At 65.0% G+C, this 25,402-nt stretch carries 25 protein-coding genes and 1 tRNA gene; 13 read left to right on the forward strand and 13 right to left on the reverse strand.

Features of this window, described 5'->3' with window-relative positions:
• Positions 1-62: 62 nt before the first annotated feature.
• Positions 63-353, forward strand: a complete 291-nt coding sequence (locus OVY29_RS01240) for a hypothetical protein (RefSeq protein WP_313910670.1) — start codon at positions 63-65, stop codon at positions 351-353.
• Positions 354-415: 62 nt separating this feature from the next.
• Here the strand turns inward: OVY29_RS01240 and OVY29_RS01245 are convergent, their stop codons facing one another.
• The 4 genes from OVY29_RS01245 to OVY29_RS01260 form a co-directional block, all read right to left on the reverse strand.
• Positions 416-973, reverse strand: a complete 558-nt coding sequence (locus OVY29_RS01245; RefSeq protein WP_313910671.1) for a hypothetical protein — start codon at positions 971-973, stop codon at positions 416-418.
• Positions 974-1,009: 36 nt separating this feature from the next.
• Complete coding sequence (locus OVY29_RS01250; RefSeq protein ID WP_313910672.1) at positions 1,010-1,477, reverse strand: NADH dehydrogenase ubiquinone Fe-S protein 4; 468 nt, start codon at positions 1,475-1,477, stop codon at positions 1,010-1,012.
• A gap of 67 nt (positions 1,478-1,544) precedes the next feature.
• Positions 1,545-2,060 carry an Hsp20/alpha crystallin family protein gene (locus OVY29_RS01255; protein WP_313910673.1) on the reverse strand — a complete coding sequence of 172 codons (516 nt, stop codon included), beginning with the start codon at positions 2,058-2,060 and terminating at the stop codon, positions 1,545-1,547.
• Between the two features lie 74 nt (positions 2,061-2,134).
• Complete coding sequence (locus OVY29_RS01260) at positions 2,135-2,713, reverse strand: Hsp20 family protein (RefSeq protein ID WP_313910674.1); 579 nt, start codon at positions 2,711-2,713, stop codon at positions 2,135-2,137.
• On the opposite strand from OVY29_RS01260, the gene istA reads away from it, so the two are divergent.
• Together istA and istB are read left to right on the forward strand one after the other, a co-directional pair.
• A complete protein-coding gene (gene istA / locus OVY29_RS01265) occupies positions 2,607-4,121 on the forward strand; it encodes an IS21 family transposase (RefSeq protein WP_300501672.1) in 1,515 nt (504 codons plus the stop codon). The genes OVY29_RS01260 and istA overlap by 107 nt on opposite strands.
• Positions 4,108-4,836, forward strand: coding sequence for an IS21-like element helper ATPase IstB (istB, locus tag OVY29_RS01270; RefSeq protein ID WP_300501673.1), 729 nt, complete (start codon positions 4,108-4,110; stop codon positions 4,834-4,836). Before istA ends, istB begins: the two co-directional genes overlap by 14 nt.
• A 1,116-nt stretch (positions 4,837-5,952) precedes the next feature.
• Here the strand turns inward: istB and OVY29_RS01275 are convergent.
• Positions 5,953-6,028: transfer RNA gene (locus OVY29_RS01275), tRNA-Thr, on the reverse strand.
• A 104-nt stretch (positions 6,029-6,132) separates the two neighbouring features.
• A complete protein-coding gene (locus OVY29_RS01280; RefSeq protein ID WP_037556720.1) occupies positions 6,133-6,603 on the reverse strand; it encodes an Lrp/AsnC family transcriptional regulator in 471 nt (156 codons plus the stop codon).
• A gap of 125 nt (positions 6,604-6,728) precedes the next feature.
• Here OVY29_RS01280 and OVY29_RS01285 point away from each other — a divergent pair, with 125 nt between their 5' ends.
• The 3 genes from OVY29_RS01285 (at position 6,729) to OVY29_RS01295 (ending at position 9,388) form a co-directional block, all read left to right on the forward strand.
• Entirely contained in the window at positions 6,729-7,781 is a 1,053-nt protein-coding gene (locus OVY29_RS01285; protein WP_037556722.1) for a Leu/Phe/Val dehydrogenase, read from the forward strand.
• Positions 7,781-8,065 carry a hypothetical protein gene (locus OVY29_RS01290; RefSeq protein WP_037556723.1) on the forward strand — a complete coding sequence of 95 codons (285 nt, stop codon included), beginning with the start codon at positions 7,781-7,783 and terminating at the stop codon, positions 8,063-8,065. The genes OVY29_RS01285 and OVY29_RS01290 overlap by 1 nt, the downstream gene beginning before the upstream one ends.
• 99 nt (positions 8,066-8,164) lie before the next feature.
• Positions 8,165-9,388 (forward strand): NAD(P)/FAD-dependent oxidoreductase, encoded by a 1,224-nt coding sequence (locus OVY29_RS01295; RefSeq protein ID WP_081933163.1) that lies wholly within the window; start codon positions 8,165-8,167, stop codon positions 9,386-9,388.
• A 3-nt stretch (positions 9,389-9,391) separates the two neighbouring features.
• On the opposite strand, the gene OVY29_RS01300 is transcribed toward OVY29_RS01295, so the two are convergent.
• From OVY29_RS01300 to OVY29_RS01310, 3 genes are all read right to left on the reverse strand, one after another.
• Positions 9,392-10,522: an autotransporter outer membrane beta-barrel domain-containing protein gene (locus OVY29_RS01300; RefSeq protein WP_313910675.1), complete on the reverse strand. Its 1,131-nt coding sequence runs from the start codon at positions 10,520-10,522 to the stop codon at positions 9,392-9,394.
• 440 nt (positions 10,523-10,962) lie between these two features.
• Positions 10,963-12,168, reverse strand: coding sequence for a hypothetical protein (locus tag OVY29_RS01305; RefSeq protein WP_313910676.1), 1,206 nt, complete (start codon positions 12,166-12,168; stop codon positions 10,963-10,965).
• Positions 12,169-12,239: 71 nt separating this feature from the next.
• Positions 12,240-12,866, reverse strand: a complete 627-nt coding sequence (locus OVY29_RS01310) for a DUF4126 domain-containing protein (RefSeq protein ID WP_037555071.1) — start codon at positions 12,864-12,866, stop codon at positions 12,240-12,242.
• Positions 12,867-12,989: 123 nt separating this feature from the next.
• Between OVY29_RS01310 and OVY29_RS01315 the strand changes: the two genes are divergently transcribed.
• On the forward strand, positions 12,990-13,787 hold the full coding sequence (locus OVY29_RS01315; RefSeq protein WP_052182196.1) for an NUDIX hydrolase: 798 nt from the start codon (positions 12,990-12,992) through the stop codon (positions 13,785-13,787).
• A gap of 175 nt (positions 13,788-13,962) precedes the next feature.
• On the forward strand, positions 13,963-14,190 hold the full coding sequence (locus OVY29_RS01320) for a hypothetical protein (protein ID WP_037555073.1): 228 nt from the start codon (positions 13,963-13,965) through the stop codon (positions 14,188-14,190).
• 111 nt (positions 14,191-14,301) lie between these two features.
• Here OVY29_RS01320 and OVY29_RS01325 read toward each other — a convergent pair whose 3' ends face one another.
• Positions 14,302-15,162, reverse strand: a complete 861-nt coding sequence (locus tag OVY29_RS01325; protein ID WP_037555075.1) for a carbon-nitrogen hydrolase family protein — start codon at positions 15,160-15,162, stop codon at positions 14,302-14,304.
• A gap of 84 nt (positions 15,163-15,246) precedes the next feature.
• On the opposite strand from OVY29_RS01325, the gene OVY29_RS01330 reads away from it, so the two are divergent.
• Entirely contained in the window at positions 15,247-18,180 is a 2,934-nt protein-coding gene (locus OVY29_RS01330; RefSeq protein WP_081933061.1) for a M16 family metallopeptidase, read from the forward strand.
• Positions 18,181-18,275: 95 nt separating this feature from the next.
• Complete coding sequence (locus tag OVY29_RS01335; RefSeq protein WP_152567604.1) at positions 18,276-19,163, forward strand: hypothetical protein; 888 nt, start codon at positions 18,276-18,278, stop codon at positions 19,161-19,163.
• A 74-nt stretch (positions 19,164-19,237) separates the two neighbouring features.
• On the opposite strand, the gene OVY29_RS01340 is transcribed toward OVY29_RS01335, so the two are convergent.
• Both OVY29_RS01340 and OVY29_RS01345 read right to left on the reverse strand, forming a co-directional pair.
• Complete coding sequence (locus OVY29_RS01340; RefSeq protein WP_037555078.1) at positions 19,238-21,022, reverse strand: cation:proton antiporter; 1,785 nt, start codon at positions 21,020-21,022, stop codon at positions 19,238-19,240.
• A 64-nt stretch (positions 21,023-21,086) separates the two neighbouring features.
• Entirely contained in the window at positions 21,087-22,301 is a 1,215-nt protein-coding gene (locus OVY29_RS01345; RefSeq protein ID WP_037555079.1) for an NADP-dependent isocitrate dehydrogenase, read from the reverse strand.
• A gap of 160 nt (positions 22,302-22,461) precedes the next feature.
• On the opposite strand from OVY29_RS01345, the gene OVY29_RS01350 reads away from it, so the two are divergent.
• Together OVY29_RS01350 and OVY29_RS01355 are read left to right on the forward strand one after the other, a co-directional pair.
• Positions 22,462-23,199 (forward strand): phosphatidylserine decarboxylase, encoded by a 738-nt coding sequence (locus OVY29_RS01350; protein WP_037555080.1) that lies wholly within the window; start codon positions 22,462-22,464, stop codon positions 23,197-23,199.
• 2 nt (positions 23,200-23,201) lie between these two features.
• A complete protein-coding gene (locus OVY29_RS01355; RefSeq protein ID WP_037555081.1) occupies positions 23,202-23,975 on the forward strand; it encodes a CDP-alcohol phosphatidyltransferase family protein in 774 nt (257 codons plus the stop codon).
• Here the strand turns inward: OVY29_RS01355 and OVY29_RS01360 are convergent.
• Complete coding sequence (locus OVY29_RS01360) at positions 23,959-24,219, reverse strand: hypothetical protein (RefSeq protein WP_037555082.1); 261 nt, start codon at positions 24,217-24,219, stop codon at positions 23,959-23,961. The genes OVY29_RS01355 and OVY29_RS01360 overlap by 17 nt on opposite strands.
• A gap of 311 nt (positions 24,220-24,530) precedes the next feature.
• Between OVY29_RS01360 and rpsB the strand changes: the two genes are divergently transcribed.
• A complete protein-coding gene (gene rpsB / locus OVY29_RS01365) occupies positions 24,531-25,382 on the forward strand; it encodes a 30S ribosomal protein S2 (protein WP_037555084.1) in 852 nt (283 codons plus the stop codon).
• The last annotated feature ends 20 nt before the right edge of the window (positions 25,383-25,402 follow it).

A 25,402-nucleotide genomic window follows, 5' to 3' on the forward strand; every position in this document is an offset into this window, starting at 1 on the left:
AGGCGTGGCGATTACTCACCGCACCTCTCGCGCTATATGTTGCATGGATGCAGGAGACAGGTGTGACTACCAAGCGAAGGGCGGTCCTCGCCGCACTGATCTTCACGGCGCCCGTCGCCGCTCAGGATCTCCCCACGGATCAGCTGGAGCGGCACGTCGATGTGGTGCGTCAGGACATGCTCTTGAAATCGACAATGGGGAACGGCCCGGCGCACCGGAATGATCGCGCACGCCGCGCGACACCGCAACAGGTTGCCGCTTGTTCAAATAAAGCGCGGTTCCGCAGCGAACATGGCGTGAACCATCCCAAGGTGCGAAAGCTCTACGAACTGTGTCGCAGCATCAGTCGCTGAACGCTTTCGTGCGCTAAACGACGACTGAAAGGGAGCGGCGCGCAGGCGCCGCTCCCCGACGGTCATGTCGTTTGCGGGGGTTTGCCGACATTCTCGGCCGCACTCGCTTCGCCGGCCGGCGCCTTGGCCGCGTGGCCGCAGTCGCCCGAACTCTTGGACACGACTTTGGGCTGCTGCCCCGCCCCGAGGGAGGTGACCTGAACGCTGCGGCTGCATGTGCCATTGCCGGTGCTGGCGGACGAGAAACTATAACTCACCGTCCCCGCGGGTAGCGAACCGAAGCCGGCAAGATTCATCATGCCAAGCGCGTTCGGTTCGCGCTGCAGGGTATGCACCTGCTGCATCATCATCTCGGTTTGCCGGTGCATTGCCGCTGCGATCCGGTCGAACATGGCGAAGGGGGCGGCTTCGAAAGGATCGGTCCACTGGACCGGAATGAGCTTCACCGCCGGTACCACGGTCACCTTCGGTGCGACTTCGCCTTGATATTCGATCCGGGCGACCGAACCGTCGGGCAGGCCGACTTTCATCACCCGGGTATCTGCGGTTGCCGCTACCGCCGTGCCTGCGGCTGCCAACGCCGCGATGCTGGCGAAGACGGCCGTACGGATTTTACGCATCAATCGTCCTCCTGTGTTGATGGTGGAAACGGAAATCTATCCGGCGAAACTGAACGCAGAATGACTCGGCGGGTCCGAGTTGAGTCGCTCCTTACCCTGCGCGCCGATCGGATAATTGCCGCAGCAGAGCGCGTGCGGACCGGTTGGCGAGCAGCAAAGCCGGGGCGGGGCTTCGCCGATCAGGCAGGGCAAATCTGACCTGCGTATCCCGGCGGGGTCCCGGATCTCGAACGGGATGCCCTGGATCCGGCAATAGCGCTCGGCGGCATGGGGGGTCGCAAACCGAAGCTCCACTTGCGCCAGCGGGTCGCCACCCCCGGTCCAGCTGGAGAGCGGATCGGCTTTGGGACGCCATCGCGGAGCAAAACGCAATCGCCACCGGCTCGCCTGCGCGCGGCCTGCACGGTTGGTGCCGATGGGCAGAGGCTCGATAATCGCCCGGGCGTCGGGCGGCAGCGCGCAAATGCGATGTGCGGCTGGCCATTGATTATCGTTGGCTGCCACCGCCGGCACGACTTGTACTGTGGCGCCCGGCAGGCTCGGCCCGGGACCGAAGTCCCGGGCCTGCCCGTCATGCTGCCCGCGCATTGACCGAAATGCGGCGGACGTTCTCGTTCGCCGCCTCCGACTTGGGCAGGGTGATGGTGAGCACGCCATTCTGGAACGTCGCGCTCGCCTTGTCGCGTTCGACGCCGCGCGGCAGGCCGATGCGCCGTTCGAAGCGGCCGTAGCTGCGTTCGGTATAGCCGCGGTCCTTGTCTTCGACCTCGGATTTCTTCTCGCCGCGGAGCGTCAGAACGCCTTCCTCGACGGTGATTTCGACATCCTTCTCGTCAAGACCGGGAAGCTCGGCAATCACCCGAACTTCGGTGTCGGTCTCGCCGAACTCGAGGCTTGGCCACGACGGTTCGCGACCGAGGCCGCCGAACGACGACATACCGAACCCGCGGAAGAGATCGTCGAACAGGCGATTGACGTCGCGGTGAAGCGACACAAGCGGATGATCGCCCCGATCGCGCTCGGCGCTGACCGGAACGGGGAGCCGGTTCTCCTGCCGGCTCCAGGGGATCAGATCACGAATAGCCATGATAGCATCTCCTTTCTGGCTAGAGAGTTTCAGCGTGGCTCGCCGCCGCTGCGGGCGGCGAGCCGGTGCCCCGATCAGGCCGCCTTGAGGTCTTTCTTCTTCGGGGCTTCCAGGCGATCATTGGCAGGGGAACTGCCGCCGATCTCGATCTTGCGCGGCTTCATTGCCTCGGGGACGACGCGCCGCAGATCGATTTTCAGCAAACCATTATCGAAGTCGGCGGAGGCGACTTCGACATAGTCGGCAAGCTGGAAGCGCCGTTCGAAGGCGCGGGCCGCAATGCCGCGGTGCAGATACTGCCCCTCGTCATTGTCCTCGCCGCGCTTGCCGCTGATGATGAGTTGGTTCTGCTGGGCCACCACCTCGATATCCCCGGGGCGGAAGCCGGCGACCGCAAGCGTGATGCGGTAACTGTCCTCGCCCTGTCGCGAAAGTGTGGACCGGCGTGCAAAAAGGACCCCGTTAGCGGGGTGATCGGCGTCTAAAAGGGACCCCTCATTTCGATGGTTTAAGCAGCCGGCTGGATAATCAGGCGGCGAGATCGGGATGTTGGTTTTGGAGACAGTGGTTCGGATTCGGCGCGAGTATGCCGGTGGTAAGGCGATCAAGGCGATCGCGCGGGATTTGCATGTGTCGCGGAAGGTGATCCGCAAGGCGATCCGAGCGCCGGAAGGCACATTCGACTATCAGCGCAAGGTTCAGCCACTGCCGCGGATCGGTCCGTTTCAGGATCGGCTCGATACGCTGCTGGAAGAGAATGAGGTGCGCGGCAGGCGCGAGCGGCTGCGGATGACGCGGATCCATGACCTGCTGGTGCGCGAAGGTTTTGAGGGCTCCTACGATGCCGTGCGCCGCTACACGGCGCGCTGGAAGGCCCTTCGGCGCAAGGATGCCGGCGATGGTGTCACCGCCTTCATCCCGCTGACGTTCAAGCCGGGCGAGGCCTACCAGTTCGACTGGAGCCATGAGGATGTAGAGATCGCCGGCACACCGATGCGAGTGAAGGTCGCGCATATGCGACTGTGCGCATCGCGAGCGGTCTATGTCCGAGCCTATCCACGCGAGAGCCAGGAGATGCTGTTCGACGCGCATGCGCGCGGCTTTGCCTTCTTCGGCGGCGTGCCGGGGCGCGGCATCTACGATAATATGAAGACGGCGGTGACCAGCGTGTTCACCGGCAAGGAACGGGTCTTCAACCGGCGGTTCCTGATCATGACCGCCCATTATATGATCGAGCCGACCGCCTGCTCGCCTGCGGCGGGATGGGAGAAGGGGCAGGTCGAGAACCAGGTGCAGACGATCCGGGGCCGCTTCTTCCAGCCCCGGTTGCGGTTCGCCAGCCTCGAGGAGCTCAATGGCTGGCTGGAGGCCGAGTGTCGGCGCTGGGCGGAACGGCAGGCGCATCCTGAGCAGGGCGAGCTAACCGTGGCGCAGGCGCTGGAGATCGAACGATCGGCACTGCAACCGATGCTGGGGCCGTTCGACGGCTTCAACGAGAGCGAGCATGCCGTGACGGGCACCTGCCTGATCAGCTTCGACCGCAACCGCTACTCGGTTCTCTCGACGATGGCGCGGCGCACGGTGCAGGTCCGTGCCTATGCCGACCGCATCATCGTGCGCTGCGGCGAGGAGGTTGTCGCCGAGCATCCTCGCTACTTCGGGCGTAACCGCACGATTTACGACCCCTGGCATTATCTGCCGGTGCTGGCCCGCAAGCCCGGCGCGCTACGGAACGGTGCGCCCTTCCAGGACTGGGATCTGCCGCCGGCACTGGCTCGCCTGCGCCGCAAGCTGGGGAACGGCGACGATGCCGACCGCCGGTTCGTCCGTGTGCTGTCGGCCGTGCTGACCGATGGCCTGGATCCGGTCGAAGCGGCCGTGCGCGAAGCGCTGGCGACCGGCACGGCGAGCGACGATCTGATCCTCAATATCCTGGCGCGCCGCCGCGAGCCGCCGCGCCCACTTACGATCATCACCTCCGAGGATAGCGCGCTACGCCATCCGCCGATCGCCGACTGCGCCCGTTACGACCAGCTGAGGACCTTCGATGCTGCGGCATGACATGATCGAGGCGATGCGCGGGCTTGGGCTCAAGGGCATGGCGGGCGCGTTCGACGATGCGGTCACCACCGGCCTTCAGCGCCAGCGCACCACGATGGAGATACTGACCGACCTTCTGCGGGCGGAAGCGACGCATCGCCATGCCGCGTCGATCCGATACCGGATGGCGGCCGCAAAGCTGCCGGTCGTGAAGGATATCGATGCGTTCCGGTTCGAGGGCACACCGATCAACGAGGGGCTGGTGCGTTCATTGCACAGCGGCGCGTTCCTGCCCGCACGGCGCAATATCGTCCTGGTGGGCGGCACGGGCACCGGCAAGACCCACCTGGCCATCGCTATCGCCGCCAATGTCGTTCGCTCGGGTGCGCGAGGCCGCTACTTCAACACCGTCGATCTGGTGACCCGCCTCGAGGAAGAGGCCAGGATCGGCAAGAGCGGTGCACTCGCCGCCCAGCTCGCCCGCCTCGATCTCGTGGTGCTGGATGAGCTGGGCTATCTACCGTTCGCCCGCTCAGGCGGCCAGTTGCTGTTCCATCTGATCAGTAAGCTCTACGAGCAGACCAGCGTCATCATCACCACCAACCTCGCGTTCGGCGAATGGCCCACGGTGTTCGGGGATCCCAAAATGACCACCGCGCTCCTCGATCGCGTGACCCATCATTGCGACATCGTCGAGACCGGCAATGACAGCTGGCGCTTCAAAAACCGCAGCTGACCACCCCCGCCGACCTCCGATTAAAAGATGCCTTTGCGCTGCGCGCGCCTCCGGTCGGGCTCCGCCCTCCCTACGCCGCGCGCAGCGCAAGAGCGCGTGTCCGATCAACCTTGCGCCATCTTGAAAAGGGGGTCCCTTTTGCGCGCCGATAGGGGGTCCCGTTTGCACGCCGATTGACAAGCTCGTCGAGACGCGCGTAGAGATCGCTATCCTGCGAGCCCGTTTCAGTGCCTATGCCCCCCATGCGTTGCCCTTTCCCCCGAAATGACGCAGCATTTATGTCCGAATTCTAGCATGGTTTCTGCGCCCTTTGCATCCATTCTGGTGAGGGTTGCGGCAAAGCTGGCTTTCGCCATCCCAAGCGGGCATGATCTTCCCAATTCGAACGATTGGCGATTTGGCGTCGGTTGCCATCCACAATATCGATCGAGCGGGAGCGAAAAACCACCATATGACGATCGATTATCGTTAGAATCATACCGAATTGGCGACCGGATCGGCGGCGGAGCCGCCGCGAAATGGAGGAACTCTCGATATCGGTGCTAAAGCGGATCAAGCCGCGCGTTGTGTTGAAGCACGTTTGGAGTCCGTACGTCGGTTTTTCGAGTCTATAGATGATCGCACACGAGATTGTTGGAAGGCGCCCAATCGGTCCGCATTAAATTTATTTAATACCCCCAAGGGCGCCGAGACGGCTGCAATATGAGCTAGCGATACGTCAAGCCGACGATCCGCTTCCGGCCATTCTGGTCGGTTATCCATGGCAAATTATGAGCGGATGCCAGCCTTGGAGCTGGAGCTTGAAACGTGAATGAGCAAGAAGGAGTGGAATCGGTTCTGGCCGAGTGGTGAGAGCGGGCTCAATCTACTTGGGACCCGAACCACCACATGCAGCCGAAAATGGTTCCATCAACGGGGCCATGGGTAAAATCAAACCGATATTGTCTCATATATTCAATATCTTGCTTTGAATATGTGAGTCCTCTTCTGGCACCATTTACCCCTTCGGGTGAAATTCACGAAAATATGGCGAATATTTGCGTCGGCTGAGCGATGGCGTGAGCCGCGGTTCGCCGCGGGCTTCGCGCAGCGTTCATCTTCATATTTTCAGGAAACTGGTGCCGCTTACAGGACTCGAACCTGTGGCCCCATCATTACGAATGATGTGCTCTACCAACTGAGCTAAAGCGGCAACGAGGGGCGCCACTAGCAGCGCCGTCGGATGAAAACAAGCGTCCTTGCGCAAGTTTCGGGCGATCGCTTTTCGCACCTGAGGGATGGAGCCGCGAGCGGGCTTCAATCCTGGCCGAGCGGCAGTTCGGTCGTCGCCTTGATTTCGGACAGCGCGACCGTCGAGTTGATTTCCTGCACCCCCGGCAATTTGCTGAGTTGGTCGAAAAAGAAGCTTTCATAAGCGTCGATGTCGCGCGCGACGATGCGCAGCATGAAATCGGTCGTGCCCATCAGCACATAGGCGTCGAGCACTTCGGGGAAGCCCCGGATCGCCGCGCTGAACTCGTCGAGATTGGCGCGGCCGTGGGCGTTGAGTTTTACCTGCGCAAAGACATGGGCGTTGAGCCCGACCTTGCGCCGGTCGATGATCGCGACGCGCTTTCTGATGAAGCCGTCGCGTTCGAGCCGGTCGATGCGGCGCCAGCAGGGCGACGCCGACAGCCCGACGCGTTCGGCGACCTGTGCCGTCGTTTGATTCGCGTCGCGTTGGAGTTCACGGAGGATTTTTATCTCGAACGGGTCCAAGTCGGTCATTTCAACCCGATACATGAACTATATCGATCATAAAATCCATAAATCACTCTCTGCAGCCGCTAATCGATCAAGTTTGCCCCGCGTGAAAATGCGACAAGCTCCCGTCCATCCAAGGAGTTTGTTTCATGGTCGTTCGTCTTGCCCGTCTCGCCCCGCCGCTCGAATGCGTGCGGCTTTACGATCTCGAAGCGGGGCTCGACGGGTTTATCGCGATTCACTCGACCGCGCTGGGGCCGGGCGCCGGCGGGTGCCGGCTGTGGTCCTATCCCGACGCGAGCCACGCGCTCGCCGATGCCGTGCGCCTTGCCGAAGGCATGAGCTACAAGAATGCGCTCGCCGGCCTGCCGCTCGGCGGAGCCAAAGCGGTGCTGCGGAGGCCCGAGGGCGAATGGGACCGCGTCGCGTTGTTCCGCGCTTTCGGCCGCGCGGTCGAGGCGCTGGGCGGCCTCTACGTCACCGCAGAGGATGTTGGCACGTCGGTCGAGGACATGCAGGAGGTCGCCGCGGTCTCGCGCCATGTCGCGGGCCTGCCCTCGGTCGAAGGGCGCGCGGGCGGCGATCCGTCGCCCTGGACCGCGAAGGGCGTGTTCGAATCGATGCAGGTCGCCGCCGGGTTCGCGCTGGGCCGGGAACTCGATGGGCTGACGGTCGCAGTGCAGGGCACCGGCAATGTCGGTGCCGACCTCTGTCGCCGCCTCGCCGACGCGGGCGCGCGGCTCGTGATCGCCGACGTCAGCCCGGTGCGCCGCGACCGGCTCGCTGCGGTACATGGCGCCGAAGTCGTCGACGTGACGGAGATCGCTTCGGTCGATGCCGACATATTCGCCCCCTGCGCGCTCGGCGGCGCGCTCGACCGCGACACAGTCGCGAAGCTGAAGGCGAAGCTAGTCTGTGGCGCCGCCAACAACCAGCTCGCGACGCCCGACGTGGCGGGGCTGCTGCTCGATCGCGGGATCGCCTATGCGCCCGACTATGTCGTCAACGCCGGCGGCATTATCAACGTGTCGGCCGAATATCTGGGCGAGGACGAGCGCGATGTCGAGCTGCGCGTTGCCCAGATCGCCCCCCGGGTAGGCGACCTGCTTGCGCGGGCGGCGCGCGAAGGGCGTTCGCCGGCGATCGTCGCCGACGAAATGGCCGAAGAGGTCATCGCCGGCGCGCAGCGCGAGGCGGCGTGATGCACCGTTTCCGGGTCGACGCGATCCTCGATCCGCAATCGCTGCCGCGCGTCGCCAATTGCTTTGCGCAGCGCGCCTTCGTGCCGAGCGCGCTGACGATGCACGTTCTGCCTTCACACATGCGCATCGAGGTCGTCGTGGCCGGGCTTGAGGCGGCGCAGGCTGCGATCATCGCGGCCAAGCTGGGCGAGGTCGTTGCGGTTCTGCGATCCGAAGTCGAGGAAATCGAAACGGCGGGTTTTGCGGCTGACCGGGCGAAGCCGGCGTTGGCCGTGGTGGGCTGAGCTTCAACTTTTTCTTTCCTGCGGGTGAGGCGGGCGCGGCTTGCCTCGCTCCGCCGCGCGTGCAAGGGCCGCGCTGACGAGCAGCGGGAGATGCGAGCGATGCAATTCGACGTGGTGATTGTGGGTGCGGGCCATGGGGGTGCGCAGGTTGCGGTGATGCTGCGCACGCAGAAGTTCGAAGGCAGCATCGCGATCATCGGCGACGAGCCCGAGCTGCCTTACGAGCGCCCGCCCTTGTCGAAGGAATATTTCGCGGGCGAGAAGGAATTCGAACGCATTCAGCTGCGCCCCGCCAAATATTGGGACGAGCGCGAAGTGACGATGCGGCTCGGCCAGCGTGTCGTGTCGGTCGATCCGGCCGGTCACACGGTCACCACCGCGGACGGCGAGACGATCGGTTACGGCAAGCTCGTCTGGGCGACCGGCGGGACGCCGCGCATGCTGCCGATCCCCGGCGGCGATCTACCCGGCGTGCAGGGCGTGCGCACGCGCGCCGATGCCGACGCGATGAAGGCGGCATCCGAAACAGCAAAGCAGATCGTCGTGATCGGCGGCGGCTATATCGGGCTCGAAGCGGCGGCGGTGCTCACCAAGGCGGGCAAGAAGGTCGTGCTGCTGGAAGCGCTCGACCGCGTGCTCGCGCGTGTCGCGGGGCCCGACCTGTCGCGCTTCTATGAAAAGGAACATCGCGATCACGGCGTCGACCTGCGCCTCGGCGTGTGCGTCGATGCGATCGAGGGCGAGACGCATGTCACCGGCGTGCGGCTGTCGGACGGCGAGGTGATCCCCGCCGATCTCGTCATCGTCGGCATCGGGATCGTGCCCGCAGTCGAACCGCTGGTCACCGCCGGTGCCGATTGCGCCAACGGGGTGCGCGTCGACCCGTTCTGCAAGACGAGCCTGCCCGACATCTATGCGATCGGCGACTGCGCATCGCATGCGAACGACTTTGCCGAGGGCGCCGAGATCCGGCTCGAATCGGTCCAGAACGCCAATGACCAGGCGAATGTCGTCGCCAAGGGCATCGTCGGCGACGAAGCGCCCTATCACGCGATCCCCTGGTTCTGGTCGAATCAATATGACCTCAAGCTCCAGACCGCGGGGCTGTCGGCCGGGCACGATCAGGCGGTGCTGCGCGGCGATCCCGCCACGCGCAGCTTCTCGGTGGTTTACCTCAAGGCGGGCAAGGTGATCGCGATCGACTGCGTCAACGCGACCAAGGATTATGTCCAGGGCCGCATGATCGTCACCGCGGGGCTCCGCGCGACTGCCGAACAGCTCGCCGACACCGAAACCCCGCTCAAGGCGCTCCTGCCCGCCTGACGACTACCAGCTTATCGTTACGCCCACCGCGCCGCCGTAGCGCCGACTGCGCGGCCCGTTGGCGTCGAAGCCATAATCTCCCTTCACATGCACCGCGACGCTTGTCCCCAAGCGCGCGATCAGGCCGGCGCCGACCTCGGCCTCGGTGCGGTCGAGATCGGTGCGGATCGGATCGCCGCCGAACCGCGTCGTCTGGTCGCCCGAAAAGCCGTGCCACAGGCTGGCGTGGAGATAAGGCTGGAAGCCGCCATATTCACCCTGCAGCCGAAGCCCGGCGCGGCCGGTGAGCGAATCGCCCGTTGCGAAGTCGATCGTCGAAAAGCTGTCGGCGCGGTCGTCAAGCTTCACTTGCTGCCACAATATCTGCGCTTGCGGCTCGAGCGTCCAATTGTCGGAGAGGGCGAGCGGATAGCCCGCTTCGAGCGAAGCGGTCCACCCCTTGCCGTCGACGTCGATCGCCTCGCCCGAACCGGCCGAGGTCTGGCCGTCGAACCAGCTGTGCATGACGACGGCATCGACATACCAGCCGTTTTCGCCGACGATCGTGGCATAACCGGCAAGACTCGTCGCCTTGACGTCGATCTGGCCGACGGTCAGATCGTTCCAGCCGATCGCCTGGCCGCGCACGGTCCCGTCGGTCGACGAGCGTCCGACAAAGGCGCCGAGGCGGATATTCGTGCCGCCCTCGTCACCGAAACCGGCAAAATCCTGGCCGATCTGAAAGCCCGAAAGGTCGCCGTCGAGCGACGGGGCGACGTCGCCGTCCCATTTGATCTCGCTATTCTCGGCGAAGACGCGACCCCAGGTCGCGGGCAGCGCGCCGCCGCCGCGCAGCAGCGCCTGTTCGCCGCGCCGTTCGTGGAAGGTCCCGAGCGTCGCGCTGGCGAGATGATGCGCAACGGGAACCGTTGCGACGAAAGCCGCGACCTCGGGGCGATAGAGCGGCACGACTTCGCCGGCATCTGCGACCACGGGCGTGGCGTCAGGGGTCGGCGGCTCGGGCGCGACCTCAGGGTCGGGTGAGGGGAGCGGCGCGGGCTCCGCCGGGGGCTCGGGCGGCCGCGGGGGAGCTTCGGGTTCGGGCGCCGGCTGGGGCGCGGGTGTCGGCTCGGGCGGCGGATCGGTCTCCGTCACCGGCGGCGCGGGTCGACCGGATCGGGATTGTCCGGTGTCGGTTCGGGCGGCGGCGGGGCGGCTCCGGTGCTGGCAGAGCGGCGGTGCCGGCAGCTCGGGAGGCAGCGGCGCGGGCGCAGGCTCAGGCGGCGGCGGCGTCAGCACCGGCGGAGCAGGCGCGGGGCGGGCGGCGGCGGGGTTTCGAAACCGGCGTCGGCTCGGGCGGCGGCGGCAACGTTGATCGGAGATACAGTTCTCGCCGCTGCCAGCCGGATGCCGCCGCGAAACGGAAATATTCAAAGGCGCCGACGGCGATCCGGCTGTTGAGTGCGAAGGCACCTTGCGGTCGTCGCGCCATTGATCGCCTCGACGACAAATGCCGTTCTGTTGGGTGACCGCGCCGGTTCCGCCGGCATTGAACACACTGATCCCCGTCGTGCCCGAGGCACTGCCGCCATCGATCACCAGCTTGTCGGAAGCGATGCGTCGTCGCCCAGTACGGTATCGATCGGCAACAATCCATCGTTCCGACATAGTCGCCGCCGACGGTAAGCTGTCGCCCGGCGCATTGCCGCGTTGGTCAATCGATGCGTCCGGCGTTGATCAGCGTCGCGCGCTCGCCTGCCGTGAAGGCGACGATCCGCCTTGCCGGCACCGCCGAAGATCGTGCTCGACGCGTCGAGTTCAAGCGCCGTGCCCGTGCCCGCGTCGCCGAGCGTCAGCAAGCCGTCGAACGTCAGTTCGCTGTCGTTCGTCGCCTGGATATTTTCCAGCCGTCGAAGCGCGCGACCCGTCCATCGTGACATTGTCAACCAGCGCATCGCTGCCCACCCGCCCGTGATCCGCGGCGAGCCGCCGAGGTTGGCATTGGTTAGATTGGCAAGCCGGGCGCTGTCGTCGTCGCCGCCCAGGTCGACCGTGCCGTGGACGACGCCGCCGCCGTCCCAGACGAGGCTGTCGGTGCCGACGCTCATCAGCACGTCGCCGCCCACCGACCCGCCGGTGATCGTCATGCTGTCGGTGCCGCCCGACACGCTGATATTACCGCCGATCGTCCCGCCCGAAAGGATGATCGTGTCGTTGCCGAAGCCGGCGACGAGGTTGCGGTCGATGATCCCGCCCGACATGTCGAAGAGATTGTCGGCAAGCTTCATATTGACGCGGCCGATCCGCCCGCCGGTCATCCGTGCCGTGTCGCCGTCGTCGAAGGCATCCACGATGCGGCCGCCGGTCATCTGGAACGTATCCATCGAACCGCCCTGATTGAGCCGGTCGATCTCGCCGCCCGTCATGACAAAGTCGTCAATGCCTTCGCCTTGCTGCACCTGGCCGGTGACGGTCCCGGCGCTAATCGAGAAGCTGTCGTCGCCATTGCCTTGGTCAACCGCGCCCTCGATCCGGCCCGAATCGATGACGACGATGTCGGCGCCGCCGCCGAAGTTGACGTCGCCCGCGAGGGTGCCGGTGCCGCCGGCCGGGAGGGTGAGTTGGTTGTTTCCGCCCGGATCGTCGAGCCCGCCCACGGACGTGCCGCTGTCGCAGATATGGAGATCGTCACCCGCGGTGGGCGTAAAGACGCATTGCGCAAGGGCGGGAGAGGCCTGTCCAAGCGCGAGGGCGGCGACGGAAGACAGGAGTATCGGCCTGAGGGACTGCTTCGGGGACATGGGACATCGCTCCCTTATCGGGTCGGTGCCCCCCTGTTCGTCGAGCTTATTAACTGAATATTGCCAAACTGTTAAGCATCGATTGGCGCCGCCGGCTCGTCGCCCAGCGCGCGCTTCAGCGTCGCCTTGACGTTGCGGAGCAGCCGCCGCAGTGCGATGATCACCACGATCGCGGCCACCGCGAGCAGGATCGCGATAATGATCGCGAGCGGCGGATAGGCGATGGCGAGTGCGAGCAGGCCGCCCGTCGCGACATCTTCGCCGGTGGAAACCGCGGCGTTGCTGAAGGGCTCGGGGCTGACGTTGACGACCGCGCGTGTCGTCGCCTTCGCCCCGTGGCTAAGCAGCGCGCCGCCACCGCCGAGCAGGAAGGCAATGACCTGCCATGCGGGGTCCGAGGAATCGACGAGCGCAAGCGCGAGGAGCGCACCGCCCAGAGGGCGGACGATGCCGTGAACCGTGTCCCAGACCGAATCCACCCACGCGATCTTGTCGGCGAGGAACTCGGCGAGCGTCCCAATTGCCGCCACGCCCAACACCCAGGGATTGGCGAGAATCTGCAGCGCCGCGAGATGTTCGGGGAGCGGGAGCCAGCCGAACCGCATCGCGACGCCGGTCGCCAATATAGTGAGGTAGAGCCGCCAGCCGGCAAGAAGGCTGAGGCTGCCGGCGACGCCCAAAATCTCGACGATTCCCAATATCCTGCTCCCCGTTCCGGATCGCCCGATTGCGCGTCATCTTGCACCCGTCCGCGCGCACCCGCAATGCCGGGATGAAATGCCGAGATGACAGGGCGGCGCGGCACAGTTATCGATTTCGTCATGACCGACACCACTTCGCCGACCACACCGCCCGCCGTCTTGCCCGATGGCGCCGTGCCCGCTGCGACGCTTGTGATCATGCGGCCGTCGGACAGCGGCGGCCCCGACGAGATATTGATGGTCAAGCGGTCGGCAAAGATGGCCTTCGCGGCGGGCGCCGTCGTATTTCCGGGGGGGCGGGTCGATCCCGACGATTATCGCGTGGCGGGCCGCTATGGCTTCGGGGTCGACGAGGCCGATGGCGCGGCGCGTGTCGCCGCGCTGCGCGAGACGCTGGAGGAAACCGGGCTGGCGGTCGGCTGGCCGGGGTTGGCGGAAAAAGAGGTGGCGGAGGTGCGTCGAGCGCTGCTCGACGGCACGCTGCTTTCCGATATTCTGGCTGCGCGCGGCGATCGAATCGCGTTGGAATCATTCGTTCCCTTCGCCCGCTGGTGCCCGAATTTCAAAGAGGCCCGGACATTCGATACGCGATTTTATGCCGTCGCCGCCCCGCCGCACAGCCATGAACTGACGGTCGAAGAAGCCGAGCACAGCCATATCTTCTGGGCGAGCGCCGAGGAGACGCTGGCGATGGCTGATCGCGGCGAGGTGTCGGTGATCTTCCCGACCCGCCGCAATCTCGAGCGTATTGCACAAGCCACTGATTTTGCAGGATTTTCCGTTCATTCTCGGCAGTTTCCGGTCGAACTCGTCACGCCGTGGGTCGAAGATCGCGAAGGGCAGAGCTATCTGTGCATTCCGGCGCATCTCGGCTACCCCGTGACAAGCGAATCCTTCGATCGCGTGCGGCGCGGATAAGCGCTATTCTTTGCGACAAGTTTTTCCCTATTTATTATTTACTAAGATTTGGCGAGCTAGGGCAAATCGTCGTTGCAATTGCTGAAGGCCGTGCCTAAGAAGGCGCTGCAGAAGCAGACCGGGGAGGTTCCTCCGGTGTGATTCGACAAGAGTAATCCAGTGGACGGAGAATAAGATGAACCTGCTTAAGAAGGCTGCGATCTCTCTCGCAGCGACCTCGATGCTCGCGGCTCCGGTCGCCGCATCGGCAGCCCCCGCGGCTCGCGCGGCTTCGGCCGTTGACGGCCAGAGCGAACTCGAAGGCAGCACGAGCTGGATCATCGCTGTCCTCGCTCTCGTTGCCGTCGTTGGTGGCATCATCATCGCGTCGGACAACGACGACGACGAACCGACCAGCCCGTAATTTCGGCTGATCGTACCGATACCAAAAGGCTCCGAGCTCCGCTCGGGGCCTTTTGTGCATTTGGGGTTCCGAATATCGATGGCTGGCGCGCGCAGCCATTGCGTCGATTGGTCAGGGCGTGATGTTTCGCATTGCGCGGGATCGTTCCAGCGGGATCGCCAGACGAGCGCGTTCGCTGGCCGCCGCATCGACGGGGGCCAGCGCCAGCACATAGTCCTTCCCGGCCATCGCTTCCTCTCCGTTGGCGTCGGCAAGGATCGCTCCCCATGGATCGATCGCGACGCTGTGGCCATAGGTTTGCCGGCCGTCGACGTGCGTGCCGCATTGCGCTGCTGCCAGGACATGGCATTGCGTCTCGATCGCGCGCGCGCGCATCAGCACATGCCAATGCGCCTCGCCGGTCGATACGGTGAAGGCGGCAGGAATCGCGATGACCGTCGCGCCGCGGTCGGCCAGCGCCCGATAGAGTTCGGGAAATCTCAAATCGTAGCATATGCTGAGACCCATCCGTCCGAGCGGCGTGTCGACGATCGTCAACCTGTCCCCGCCCACATAAGTCGCCGATTCCCGCCAGTTTTCGCCTGAAGGCAGCGCGACGTCGAACATGTGGATCTTGTCATAGCGCGCCCGGATGCCGCCGTCGGCGGCGATGACATGACTGCGGTTGACGCGCCGCTCGCCGTCGTCGGCAAGCAAGGGCATCGATCCCGAATGTAACCAGACTCCGTGCTTTTGAGCCATTTCCTGTAACGCCGAGGGCCAAGGGCTGTCGGCTTCGCGGGCGATATGCCCGCCCGATCGCGTGCGGTCGCGGTCGAGCAGCAGCGACATCTCGGGAAGAAAGGCCATGGCAGCGCCCCGCGCCGCGGCCTCCGCTAGCGCGCGATCGATGGTCGCCAGATTCGCGTCGGGGTCGATGCCGCTCGTCATCTGGATCAGCGCGGCGAGCGGGACGGGAGATGAAGCGTTCATTCTAGCTGGCTAAGCCCATGCTGCGCCCCGGGCAAGCATGACAGTTCAGTGGCCAGCAAGGTTCGGAGGCGATAAGAAGGGGCAATGTCCTATTCTCCCCCGCGCCGCCCGCTTCGTTTCGCCCGTTCGCTTTTTCTGTCCGGCGCCGCCGCACTGCTTCTGGCACCGCTCGCCGCAAGCGCGCAGGCAGACAGCGCGACGGCGACCGCGCAGAGCCAGGCGAAGAACGCCGACTGGCTCTATGCCGGCAGCGACATTCCGCGCGACACCGCGTGGCAGTTCGGCGTGCTCCCCAACGGCGTGCGTTATGCCGTGCGTAACAACGGCGTGCCGCCGGGGCAGGTGTCGATCCGCGTGCGCATGGACGTGGGGTCGATGTTCGAAACCGACGAAGAGCGCGGCTATGCGCATTTGCTCGAACATCTGACTTTCCGCGGGTCTGAACATATCCCTGACGGCGAAGCGAAACGCATCTGGCAGCGCTTCGGCGTGACCTTCGGAAGCGATTCGAACGCGCAGACGACGCCGACGCAGACGGTCTACCAGCTCGACCTGCCCAGCGTCACGCCGGCCAATCTCGACGAAGGCATGAAATTGCTGTCGGGGATGATCCGCGCTCCGCGCATCTCCGAGCTTGCGGTCGCCGCCGAACGCGGCGTCGTGATGGCCGAACTGCGCGAATCCGATGGTCCGCAAAAGCGGATCGCCGATGCGACCAACGCGCATCTTTTCGCCGGCCAGCTGCTCGGCGATCGCTCGCCGATCGGCACCACGGAGTCGCTCGGCAAGGCGAGCGCGACAACGGTCGGCGCCTTTCACGATCGCTGGTATCGCCCCGACCGGGCGGTGGTCGTCATCTCGGGCGACGGCGACCCGGCCGAATTCGCCCGGCTGATCGCCAAATATTACGGCGACTGGCAGGCGGACGGCCCGAACCCGCGGGCGCCCGATTTTGGCAAGCCCGATCCGAAACAGCCCGCCGCGCTCGAAATTGTCGAGGCCAGCCAGCCGCTCGCAATCACCCTCGCGATGGTGCGGCCGTGGAAGAAACGCATCGACACGGTCGAAAACACACGGCGGCTCTACCTCGAATATATCGCCCAGGCGCTCGTCAACCGCCGTCTCGAAAACACCGCGCGCGCCGGGGGCAGCTATCTCGTCGCGACGGTCGAGCAGCAATATGTCAGCCGCAGCGCCGACGTGACGATGGCGTCGATCGTTCCCCTGAGCGACTGGAAGGCCGCGCTCGCCGATGTGCGCGGGGTGATCGCCGACGCCGTGAAAACCCCGCCGTCGCAGGCCGACATCGACCGCGAGATGAACGAGATCGAGGCCTTTCTGCTGAAGGAGCTGGAGAACGCCCGCAACGAACCCGGTGCGCGGCTCGCCGACGATATGGTGCGCGCGGTCGATATCGGCGAGACGGTGACGAGCCCGCAGGGTCAGGTCGACATGTTCAAGGCGATCCGCGCCTCGGCGACCCCGCAGGTGATGCTCGACATCAGCAAGGCGATCTTCGCCGCGCCGGTCACGCGCGTCGTGCTGACGACGCCGACGTCGGCGGGCGGCAACGCCGCAGTGCTCGCCGCGCTGAAGGCGCCGGTGACGGCGCGCGACGATCGGCTGGCGGCGGTCGACGCCGACTTCAAGCAGCTGCCCGCGCTTGGTCCAGCGGGGACCATCACGTCGACCAGCCCCATCCTCGGGCTGCGCGCCGAGCGCATCGAATTCGCCAACGGCGTGACCGCGCTGGTTTCGAACAACAAGGTCGAACCGGGCAAGGTCCGCGTCAATGTGCGCTTCGGCACCGGCAATCGCAGCGTCGCTGCCGACGCGCCGAATCTCCTGTGGACCGGCGATTATGCGCTGGTCGCGAGCGGGATCGGCCCATGGGGTCAGAACGAGATCGACAAGCTGACCAATGGTCGCCAGATTCAGATGAATTTCGCGATCGACGACGATGCGTTCGAGCTGTCGGCCGAAAGCCGCCCCGCCGATCTTGCCGACCAGATGCGGCTCATCGCGGGCAAGCTGGCCGTTCCCCGCTGGGATCCCGCACCGGTCGAGCGGCTGCGTATCGGTTATCTCACCGGATATGATCTCAACGACGCGACGCCCAATGCGGTGCTCGACCGCAATCTGCGCGGCTGGCTGACCGACAATGACGCGCGCTGGGCGGCGCCCGACAAGGCGCAGATCGAGGCGCTGACGCCCGCCGCCTTCCGCGCCTTCTGGGAGCCGCGCCTCGCGAGCGGGCCGATCGAGGTGCAGATTTTCGGCGACCTCGAAACGGTCGATTACAAGAAGATCCTTGCCGAAACATTGGGCGCGCTGCCGTCGCGCAAGACCCTCGCGCCGCCGAGCGGCCAGCGGGTCGCCTTCGCCAAGCATGTGACCGAGCCCGACATCGCCTATCACCGCGGCGAGCAGGGGCAGGCGGCGGCGATGACGGCCTGGCCCACCGGCGGCGGCCTTGCCAGCCCGCGCGACGCGCGCGGGCTCGAGATCCTCGCGGCGATCTTCAATGATCGCTTGTTCGATCGTCTGCGCGCCGAACAGGGCGCAAGCTATGGCCCCGTCGTCGACAGCCACTGGCCGACCGGCTTCGACAGCGGCGGCTATCTGCTCGTCGGCAGCTTGCTCGCGCCGAAGGATCTCGACCGCTTCTATGCCATCGCGCGGGAAATCGCCGCCGATCTGGTGTCAAAGCCAGTCAGCGCCGACGAGTTGGCGCGCAACGCCGGGCCGATCCGCGAACAGGTCGCGCGCGCCTCGACGGGCAATGTCTATTGGATGTTCCTGCTCGAAGGCGCGACGCGCGACCCGCGCGTCGCTGCGGCGGCGCTATCGATCCAGGACGATATCTCGGCGGTTACCGCCGCCGACGTCCAGCGGCTCGCGCGTCAATATCTGGCGCCCGAGCGGCAATGGTCGCTGGCGATCCTGCCCAAGGGGATGACGCTGGCCGATGCGCGCGGGATGGATGCTGCATCGGCGGGGGGGCAGGCGGCCAATTGATTCTGGGTCGCATGTGCTTGACAGCGTCGGGAGTAGAACAGATCGTCTGCGCGAATGTGACTGTGCGATTTGGGAAGCGTATAGAGATGCGACGGTTGATGTTGCTGATTGCGTTGGTCTGGGCCGCGCCGGTTTCCGCCCAGGAAAATGTTGATCGGGAGACGCCGATCATCGTGACCGGCGAGCGTGCGGAGCAGGCCGAGCGCGCCGCCGATCAAGCTCGAGCGATCACGTTGCGCCCTTCGGCCGACAATCCGCTTCCGCGTCGCTATGCGCCGCTGTGCCTTAAACTTTTTGGCATCGACGCCGCCTATGGCGCTGCCATTGCCGAGCGCATCCAAGACAATGTGCGCACGCTGCGCCTGACGGTCGGCGGCGGCGATTGCCAGCCCAACATCTGGATCGGGTTCGTTCGCGATAGCCGGGCCGCTGTGAGGCGCCTGAGCCAGGAAGCGCCGGAACTTTTCTCGTCGCTCAAATCCTTTGAAATCGATCGCATTTTTCGCGGCAGTGGCAAGGCGCAGCTGTGGAACGCCACCGAAATCCGCAACCGTGACGGCCGGTCGATCCCTGTATTTGTTGATGGCCAAACGGGTGCCGAGTACAAGAGCAACAGCCTGTATCAAACCGGGCGGCTGACTTCCCCTATTCGCAGCGATATTAACGGCACGATCCTGCTGTTCGATTCCGGTCATGCCAACGGCCACAGTGTGCGGCAGCTTGCCGATTATGCCACCTTTCGGATTCTTGCGCCGGTGCAAGATTTTGCTGAGGTACCGCAAGGGGGGATGGCATCCATCCTGACGCTCTTTACCGAAGGCGCCGCGCCCCCCGATGGGCTGACCGATTTCGACTGGGCCTATCTTTCCGCATATTACCGGCTGGACCGCGGAGCCAAGGCCAGCGCGGTGCATGATGCCGTCAAGCGGACGGTTCTGGATGGTTCCGGCCAAAGGTTGCGCGAACAAGCGTCCGCCGAATAGCGAGGCTTGCGAAGCCGGCGTCGGAGTAATCTTTCGTCGCGTCGGACTTTGTCCAGACATGGAGTCTTGTCCTCCTAGAGCGACTCCTCACCCGCCGCGTGACGGCGCGTCCGCCTGATCCGTGGCTCCTGCTCGAGCTTGCCCTTGGTCATGATGTCGTGGCGCATCTTGGCACGCACGTCGTGGATCGATGCGATCACCGGCCCCATCGCGACGCCAAGGTCGATCAGCACCGCTTCGGCGAGTTGCAGCGAGCTTTCGAGCGTTTCGGGCACCGCATCGTTCGCGCCCGCCTGATAGAGTGCGCCGGCGTGGTCGGCGTCGCGCGCGCGGCTGATGATCGGCAGCGCCGGGTACTTCCGCCGCAGCTGCCGCGTCATACGCAACTGCTGAACGGGATCGTCCATCGTCAGCACGATGGCCTGGGCATGCTCGATGCCCATCTTGTCGAGGCTGCCGGCGCGCGCGACGTCGGCGAAGCGGACGCTGAAACCGTCGCGCCGCGCCGCGGCGACCGTGTCGATATCGGCATCGACCGCGATATAGGGTCGGCCATGTTGGCGCAGCAGCTCGGCAACGGTGTGTCCGACGCGCCCGAAACCCACGATGACGGTGCGACCTTCGGGCGTTTCCTCGGTCCGTACGTCGCCTGTACGCATCTCGATCCGCCGCGCGACGTCATGCCCGATGCGCGCGAGCAGGGGGGTGATCGTCAGGCCGATTGCGGTGACGAGCTGCCAGAATTCGGCCGTGCTGCGGCTGATCAGCTGCGCCTGCAAGGCGGTCGCGAGCACGATCAGGGTCGTTTCGGACGGGCTGGCCATCAGGAGGCCGACTTCGGCGGCGGTCCCGCGCCGGACAAGGCCCGAAAAGCGGAGCAGGGCGGCGGTCACGATCGCCTTGGCCAGAACGACACCGACGACCGCGGCGATCAGCTGCGGCCACTGGGCGGCGATGGTTTTCAGGTTCAGCCCCATGCCGACGCTGATGAGGAACACGCCGAGCGCCAATCCCTTGAACGGCGCGGTGATCGCCTCGACTTCCTCGTGATACTCGGTTTCGGCGATCATCAATCCCGCGAGCAGCGCGCCGACGATCGGTGACAGCCCGACGGCGGCGGTCGCGAGCGCCGCGACGATGACGACGAGCAGGCTGGCCGCGAGGAATAGTTCGGGATCCTTCGCGCGCGCGGCCTGCGCGAAGATGCGCGGGAGCAGGAACCAGCCGCCGATCGCCAGTGCTGCGACAACCACGGCGCCCTGCCACAGGGTCGTCAGCAAAAGCTCGGCGCTGTCGCCCGTCGCCGTTGGAGCAAAGGCGCCGAGTACAAAAATGATCGGAACGATCGCAAGATCTTCGAACAGCAGCATCGAAAAGGAGGCGCGACCGACCGCCGACTTCGTGCCGGCGATCGGCAGCACCAGCGCCGTCGAGGACAGCGCGAGCGCGATGCCAAGGCCATAGGCCGATGCTGCCGACTGATCGCGAAACAACAGGATGGCGGTGCCGAGGATAGCGCCGCCAAGGAAGAGTTCGGCCGCCCCGATCCCGAAAACGAGCTTTCTGAGCTGCCACAGGCGGCGGAACGACAGCTCGAGGCCGATCGAGAAGAGCAGCAGGATGATGCCGAATTCGGCGAACAGCGCGATATCCTCGGTCGAGGCGATCGTGACATGTTCGAGCCACGGATAATCGGCCGCGAGCGCGCCGAGCCCCGACGGGCCGACGAGCAGCCCGACGAGGATGAAGCCGATCACCGGCGAAATCCGGAATCTCGCGAAGGCGGGGATTACGACGCCCGCCGCGCCAAGGACAACCAGCGCGTTGCCGATGGCGGAGGTTTCGGTTTCGGATACCATAAGGGCCGACCTTATGCAGGCCGGCCCCGATTGGCTAGATGGCTATCTCAACTAATTCGCTTGTTTAAGCGCCCATCTTCTTGTCGAGATTTTCGACGATCGCCTCGAAGAAGCCTTCGGTCGTCAGCCAATTCTGGTCGGGACCGATCAGCAGCGCGAGATCCTTGGTCATCTTGCCGCTCTCGACCGTCGCGACGCAGACCTTTTCGAGGTCGTCGGCGAACTGCACCAGCGCGGCATTGTCGTCGAGCTTGCCGCGGTGCTTGAGGCCGCCCGTCCACGCGAAGATCGATGCGATCGGATTGGTCGAGGTCGCCTTGCCCTGCTGGTGCATGCGATAGTGGCGGGTGACGGTGCCGTGCGCGGCTTCGGACTCGACGGTCTTGCCATCGGGGGTCATCAGCACGCTCGTCATCAGCCCGAGCGAACCGAAGCCCTGCGCAACGGTGTCCGACTGGACGTCGCCGTCGTAATTCTTGCAGGCCCAGACGAACTTCCCGCTCCACTTGAGCGCCGAGGCGACCATGTCGTCGATCAGGCGGTGTTCGTAGACGATGCCGAGCGCGTCGAACTGCGCCTTGAATTCCGCCTGGAACACTTCCTCGAACAGGTCCTTGAAGCGGCCGTCATAGGCCTTGAGGATCGTGTTCTTGGTCGAGAGGTAAACCGGCCATTCGCGAGCGAGGCCGTAGTTCAGGCTGGCGCGCGCGAAGTCGCGGATCGAATCGTCGAGGTTGTACATGCCCATCGCGACGCCCGACGACGGGAACTGGAACACTTCCTCGTCGATCAGCGTGCCGTCCTCGCCTTCGAAAACCAGGCGCAGCTTGCCGGGGCCGGGGACGCGGAAGTCGGTCGCCTTATACTGGTCGCCGAACGCGTGACGGCCGACGACGATCGGGTCGGTCCAGCCGGGGACGAGGCGCGGGACGTTCTTCATGACGATCGGTTCGCGGAAGACGACCCCGCCGAGGATGTTGCGGATCGTGCCGTTCGGCGATTTCCACATCTTCTTGAGGCCGAACTCCTCGACGCGGGCTTCGTCGGGGGTGATCGTCGCGCATTTCACGCCGACGCCATATTTCTTGATCGCGTTCGCGGCATCGACGGTGATCTTGTCGTCGGTGCGGTCGCGTTCCTCGATGCCGAGGTCGTAATAATGAAGGTCGACGTCGAGATAGGGAAGGATCAGCCGCTCGCGGATCCACTGCCAGATGATCCGGGTCATTTCGTCGCCGTCGAGTTCGACGACCGGATTGGCTACCTTGATCTTGCCCATGCTTTCAGCCTTTTTCCTTGGGGAGTCGGAGTTGCAGCGGGCCTTAGGCAAAGCGGGACGATTGATCAACCGCCCGTCGTGCGTCCTCGGTGGTCCGGGCGGCAACGATCGGGCTGCCTTATCCATTGTCAGTATAGAAGCCGCACCTTAGAAGAACGCCATGTCCATAATCATCTCATCGAACCGGCCCGGCGGCGGCATCAAATGGCAATGGCCCTCGGTTCATCCCGAAGGCCGGAAATTCCTGCTGATCTCGGGCATTATCACCCTCTGTCTGTGGCTGCTGCCTATCTGGAACCTGTTCGGCTGGCTGATGCTCGGCGTGACAATCTGGGTCGGCGCCTTCTTCCGCGATCCGGTGCGCATCACCCCGGCGAGCAGCGACCTGATCGTCGCGCCCGCCGACGGACTCGTCACCCAGATCGCCGAAGTGCCACCGCCGCCCGAAATCGCGGGCCCCGACGGGCTCGGCGCCGCGCCGATGCTGCGCGTCTCGATTTTCATGAGCGTCTTCGACGTCCACATCAACCGCACCCCCGTCGCGGGCGCCCTGCGCAAACTCGTCTATATCCCCGGCAAATTCGTAAACGCCGACCTCGACAAGGCGAGCGAGGAGAATGAACGCCAGCATTTCGTCGTTGAGCGCGCTGACGGCGTGCGCATCGGCTTCACCCAGATCGCGGGGCTGGTCGCGCGGCGGATCATGCCCTTCGTGTCGATGGGTAACGAACTCAAAACCGGCCAGCGCGTCGGCCTCATCCGGTTCGGCAGCCGCGTCGACGTCTATCTGCCTGCGGGGACGACGCCGCAGGTGCTGCTCGGTCAGCGCACGCTGGCGGGCGAGACCATCGTCGCGCGGATTGGCATCGGGGAGACGATCGAAGGCGTCGGGCAATAGGGATGGCGGAAGACGCCCAAGTTTCTCTCGATGCCGAGCATCGCCGCATCGGCGGGATTCCGCTGCGCGCCTTTGCGCCCAATGCGATCACGCTGCTCGCGCTTTGCTCGGGGCTGACCGGGGTCCGTTTTGCGATCGATGGCGATTGGGCGGCGGCGATAACGATGATCATCGTCGCCGGGGTGCTCGACGGAATGGACGGACGGATTGCGCGGCTGCTGCGCGCGCAAAGCAAGTTCGGCGCCGAGCTCGATTCGCTCTCCGACGTGATCGCCTTTGGCGTCGCGCCGGCGATGATCCTGTTCTTCTGGTCGCTCAACGCGGCGCCGAAATTTGGCTGGACCGCCGCGCTCGCGCTCGCCGTGTGCTGCGCGCTTCGGCTCGCGCGTTTCAATTCGCGCATGGATGCCGAATTTCAGCCGCACAAGTCGGCAGGCTTCAACACCGGCATTCCTGCACCGGCGGGGGCGGGACTGTCGTTCGTGCCCATCTATCTGTGGCTGACGACGGGCAACGACCTGTTTCGCGAATGGTATGTCGTGATGCCGTGGGCGCTCGGCATTGCGATGCTGATGATCTCGGCGATCCCGACCTACAGCTGGTCGTCGATCCGGCTGCGCCGGTCGTGGCGCCTGTTCGCTCTCGCGGGGGTAGGCCTCCTCGGCGCTGCGCTTGTCACCGCGCCCTGGCTGACCTTGCTTGCGGTCTGTGCGCTCTATGCCGCGACGCTGCCTTTCGGCCTCGCTAGCTATGCGAAGGTCAGGCGGCGCGGCTGATCGCCGGCCGCATCCGCGCCGCGGCGCGGATCGGGCGCGGGGCATCGCGGCGCGCCGGTGAACGGCGCAGCGTCACCTTGTGCGGAGCGGGGCCGGGTTGCGGCGCGGCGTCGGCCGGGAAGGCGCCTTCGCCGAGCAGCGCCGACAGAATCGCATCTTCATTATTCTTGAGCATGGCGAGGATCACCGTGACGCCGAGCCCCGCGGCGAGGGCGAAGAGAAGAGCGGCTGCGACCTGAACCATGATCTTGTCCTTCCGGCTTTCTTGTGCGAAACCTTCGTAATCAGCGACGGTTTTCGTGGGATTTTTGTTCCATGTTCCCGTTTTGTTCTCAAGTCTTTTGCGACGAACGGAGTCGCTTTATCGCCGAACCGAGTCCGTCACGCGCGCTCGATTGAGCGCGAAAAGGCGCCGACACCCCTTGCTTTTGGCGGCCAAGGCGGCTAACGGGCCGCCCATTCCACATGGAAGGCGCACATACCGGTGCCGGGATCATCTCTTCGCGGATGCCTCGGTTCTTGCTTTCCAGAGGACTAACCGGAAGGAGAAAGACTATGGCGGCACCTGTCGTCACGATGCAGAATCTTATCGAAGCTGGCGCCCACTTCGGCCACCAGACCCACCGTTGGAACCCGCGCATGAAGCCGTATATCTTCGGCGCGCGCAACGGCATCCACATTCTCGACCTGTCGCAGACCGTGCCGCTCTTCGCGCGCGCGCTCGACTTCATCGCCTCGACCTCGGCCGCCGGCGGCAAGGTGCTGTTCGTCGGCACCAAGCGCCAGGCGCAGGGCGCGATCGCCGATGCGGCGCGTGCGTCGGGCCAGCACTTCGTCAACCACCGCTGGCTGGGCGGCATGCTCACCAACTGGAAGACGATCTCGGGTTCGATCAAGCGCCTCAAGACACTCGAAGAGCAGCTCTCGGGCGACACCTCGGGCCTCACCAAGAAGGAAGTGCTCAACAAGACCCGCGAACGCGACAAGCTCGAGCTCAGCCTCGGCGGCATCCGTGACATGGGCGGCATTCCCGACGTGATGTTCGTGATCGACGCGAACAAGGAAGAGCTGGCGATCAAGGAAGCCAACGTCCTCGGTATCCCGGTCGTCGCAATCCTCGATTCGAACGTCTCGCCCGACGGCATCGCTTTCCCGGTTCCGGCGAACGATGATGCCGCGCGCGCCATCCGCCTCTATTGCGAAGCGGTTGCCCAGGCGGCAACGCGCGGCGGCCAGCAGGCCCGCGCGAACCGCGGCGAAGATCTCGGCGCCGCGGTCGAGCCCGCCGCCGAAGCCGCGCTGACCGAAGAAGCGGCCCCGGTTGCCGACGCCGCTGCTCCGGTGACCGAGGACGAGCAGGTCCCGGCCGAAGCCGCCGCCGAAACCGAACGCCAGAGCGACGCCTGATCGCTTGCAGGCATGACGGG

The organism is Sphingopyxis sp. SE2, assembly GCF_032227185.1.
Lineage (GTDB): Bacteria > Pseudomonadota > Alphaproteobacteria > Sphingomonadales > Sphingomonadaceae > Sphingopyxis.

Bases quoted from the DNA above. Each gene is read 5' to 3' on its own strand.
- OVY29_RS01340 (WP_037555078.1), bottom strand. From the start codon at position 21,022: ATGGTATCCGAAACCGAAACCTCCGCCATCGGCAACGCGCTGGTTGTC.
- OVY29_RS01245 (WP_313910671.1), bottom strand. From the start codon at position 973: ATGCGTAAAATCCGTACGGCCGTCTTCGCCAGCATCGCGGCGTTGGCA.
- OVY29_RS01305 (WP_313910676.1), bottom strand. From the start codon at position 12,168: ATGTCCCCGAAGCAGTCCCTCAGGCCGATACTCCTGTCTTCCGTCGCC.
- OVY29_RS01290 (WP_037556723.1), top strand. From the start codon at position 7,781: ATGCACCGTTTCCGGGTCGACGCGATCCTCGATCCGCAATCGCTGCCG.
- OVY29_RS01360 (WP_037555082.1), bottom strand. From the start codon at position 24,219: ATGGTTCAGGTCGCAGCCGCTCTTCTCTTCGCCCTCGCCGCGGGGCTC.
- OVY29_RS01320 (WP_037555073.1), top strand. From the start codon at position 13,963: ATGAACCTGCTTAAGAAGGCTGCGATCTCTCTCGCAGCGACCTCGATG.
- rpsB (WP_037555084.1), top strand. From the start codon at position 24,531: ATGGCGGCACCTGTCGTCACGATGCAGAATCTTATCGAAGCTGGCGCC.
- istB (WP_300501673.1), top strand. From the start codon at position 4,108: ATGCTGCGGCATGACATGATCGAGGCGATGCGCGGGCTTGGGCTCAAG.
- OVY29_RS01315 (WP_052182196.1), top strand. From the start codon at position 12,990: ATGACCGACACCACTTCGCCGACCACACCGCCCGCCGTCTTGCCCGAT.
- OVY29_RS01325 (WP_037555075.1), bottom strand. From the start codon at position 15,162: ATGAACGCTTCATCTCCCGTCCCGCTCGCCGCGCTGATCCAGATGACG.
- OVY29_RS01345 (WP_037555079.1), bottom strand. From the start codon at position 22,301: ATGGGCAAGATCAAGGTAGCCAATCCGGTCGTCGAACTCGACGGCGAC.
- OVY29_RS01280 (WP_037556720.1), bottom strand. From the start codon at position 6,603: ATGACCGACTTGGACCCGTTCGAGATAAAAATCCTCCGTGAACTCCAA.
- OVY29_RS01350 (WP_037555080.1), top strand. From the start codon at position 22,462: ATGTCCATAATCATCTCATCGAACCGGCCCGGCGGCGGCATCAAATGG.
- OVY29_RS01255 (WP_313910673.1), bottom strand. From the start codon at position 2,060: ATGGCTATTCGTGATCTGATCCCCTGGAGCCGGCAGGAGAACCGGCTC.
- OVY29_RS01330 (WP_081933061.1), top strand. From the start codon at position 15,247: ATGTCCTATTCTCCCCCGCGCCGCCCGCTTCGTTTCGCCCGTTCGCTT.
- OVY29_RS01295 (WP_081933163.1), top strand. From the start codon at position 8,165: ATGCAATTCGACGTGGTGATTGTGGGTGCGGGCCATGGGGGTGCGCAG.
- OVY29_RS01355 (WP_037555081.1), top strand. From the start codon at position 23,202: ATGGCGGAAGACGCCCAAGTTTCTCTCGATGCCGAGCATCGCCGCATC.
- istA (WP_300501672.1), top strand. From the start codon at position 2,607: ATGTTGGTTTTGGAGACAGTGGTTCGGATTCGGCGCGAGTATGCCGGT.
- OVY29_RS01285 (WP_037556722.1), top strand. From the start codon at position 6,729: ATGGTCGTTCGTCTTGCCCGTCTCGCCCCGCCGCTCGAATGCGTGCGG.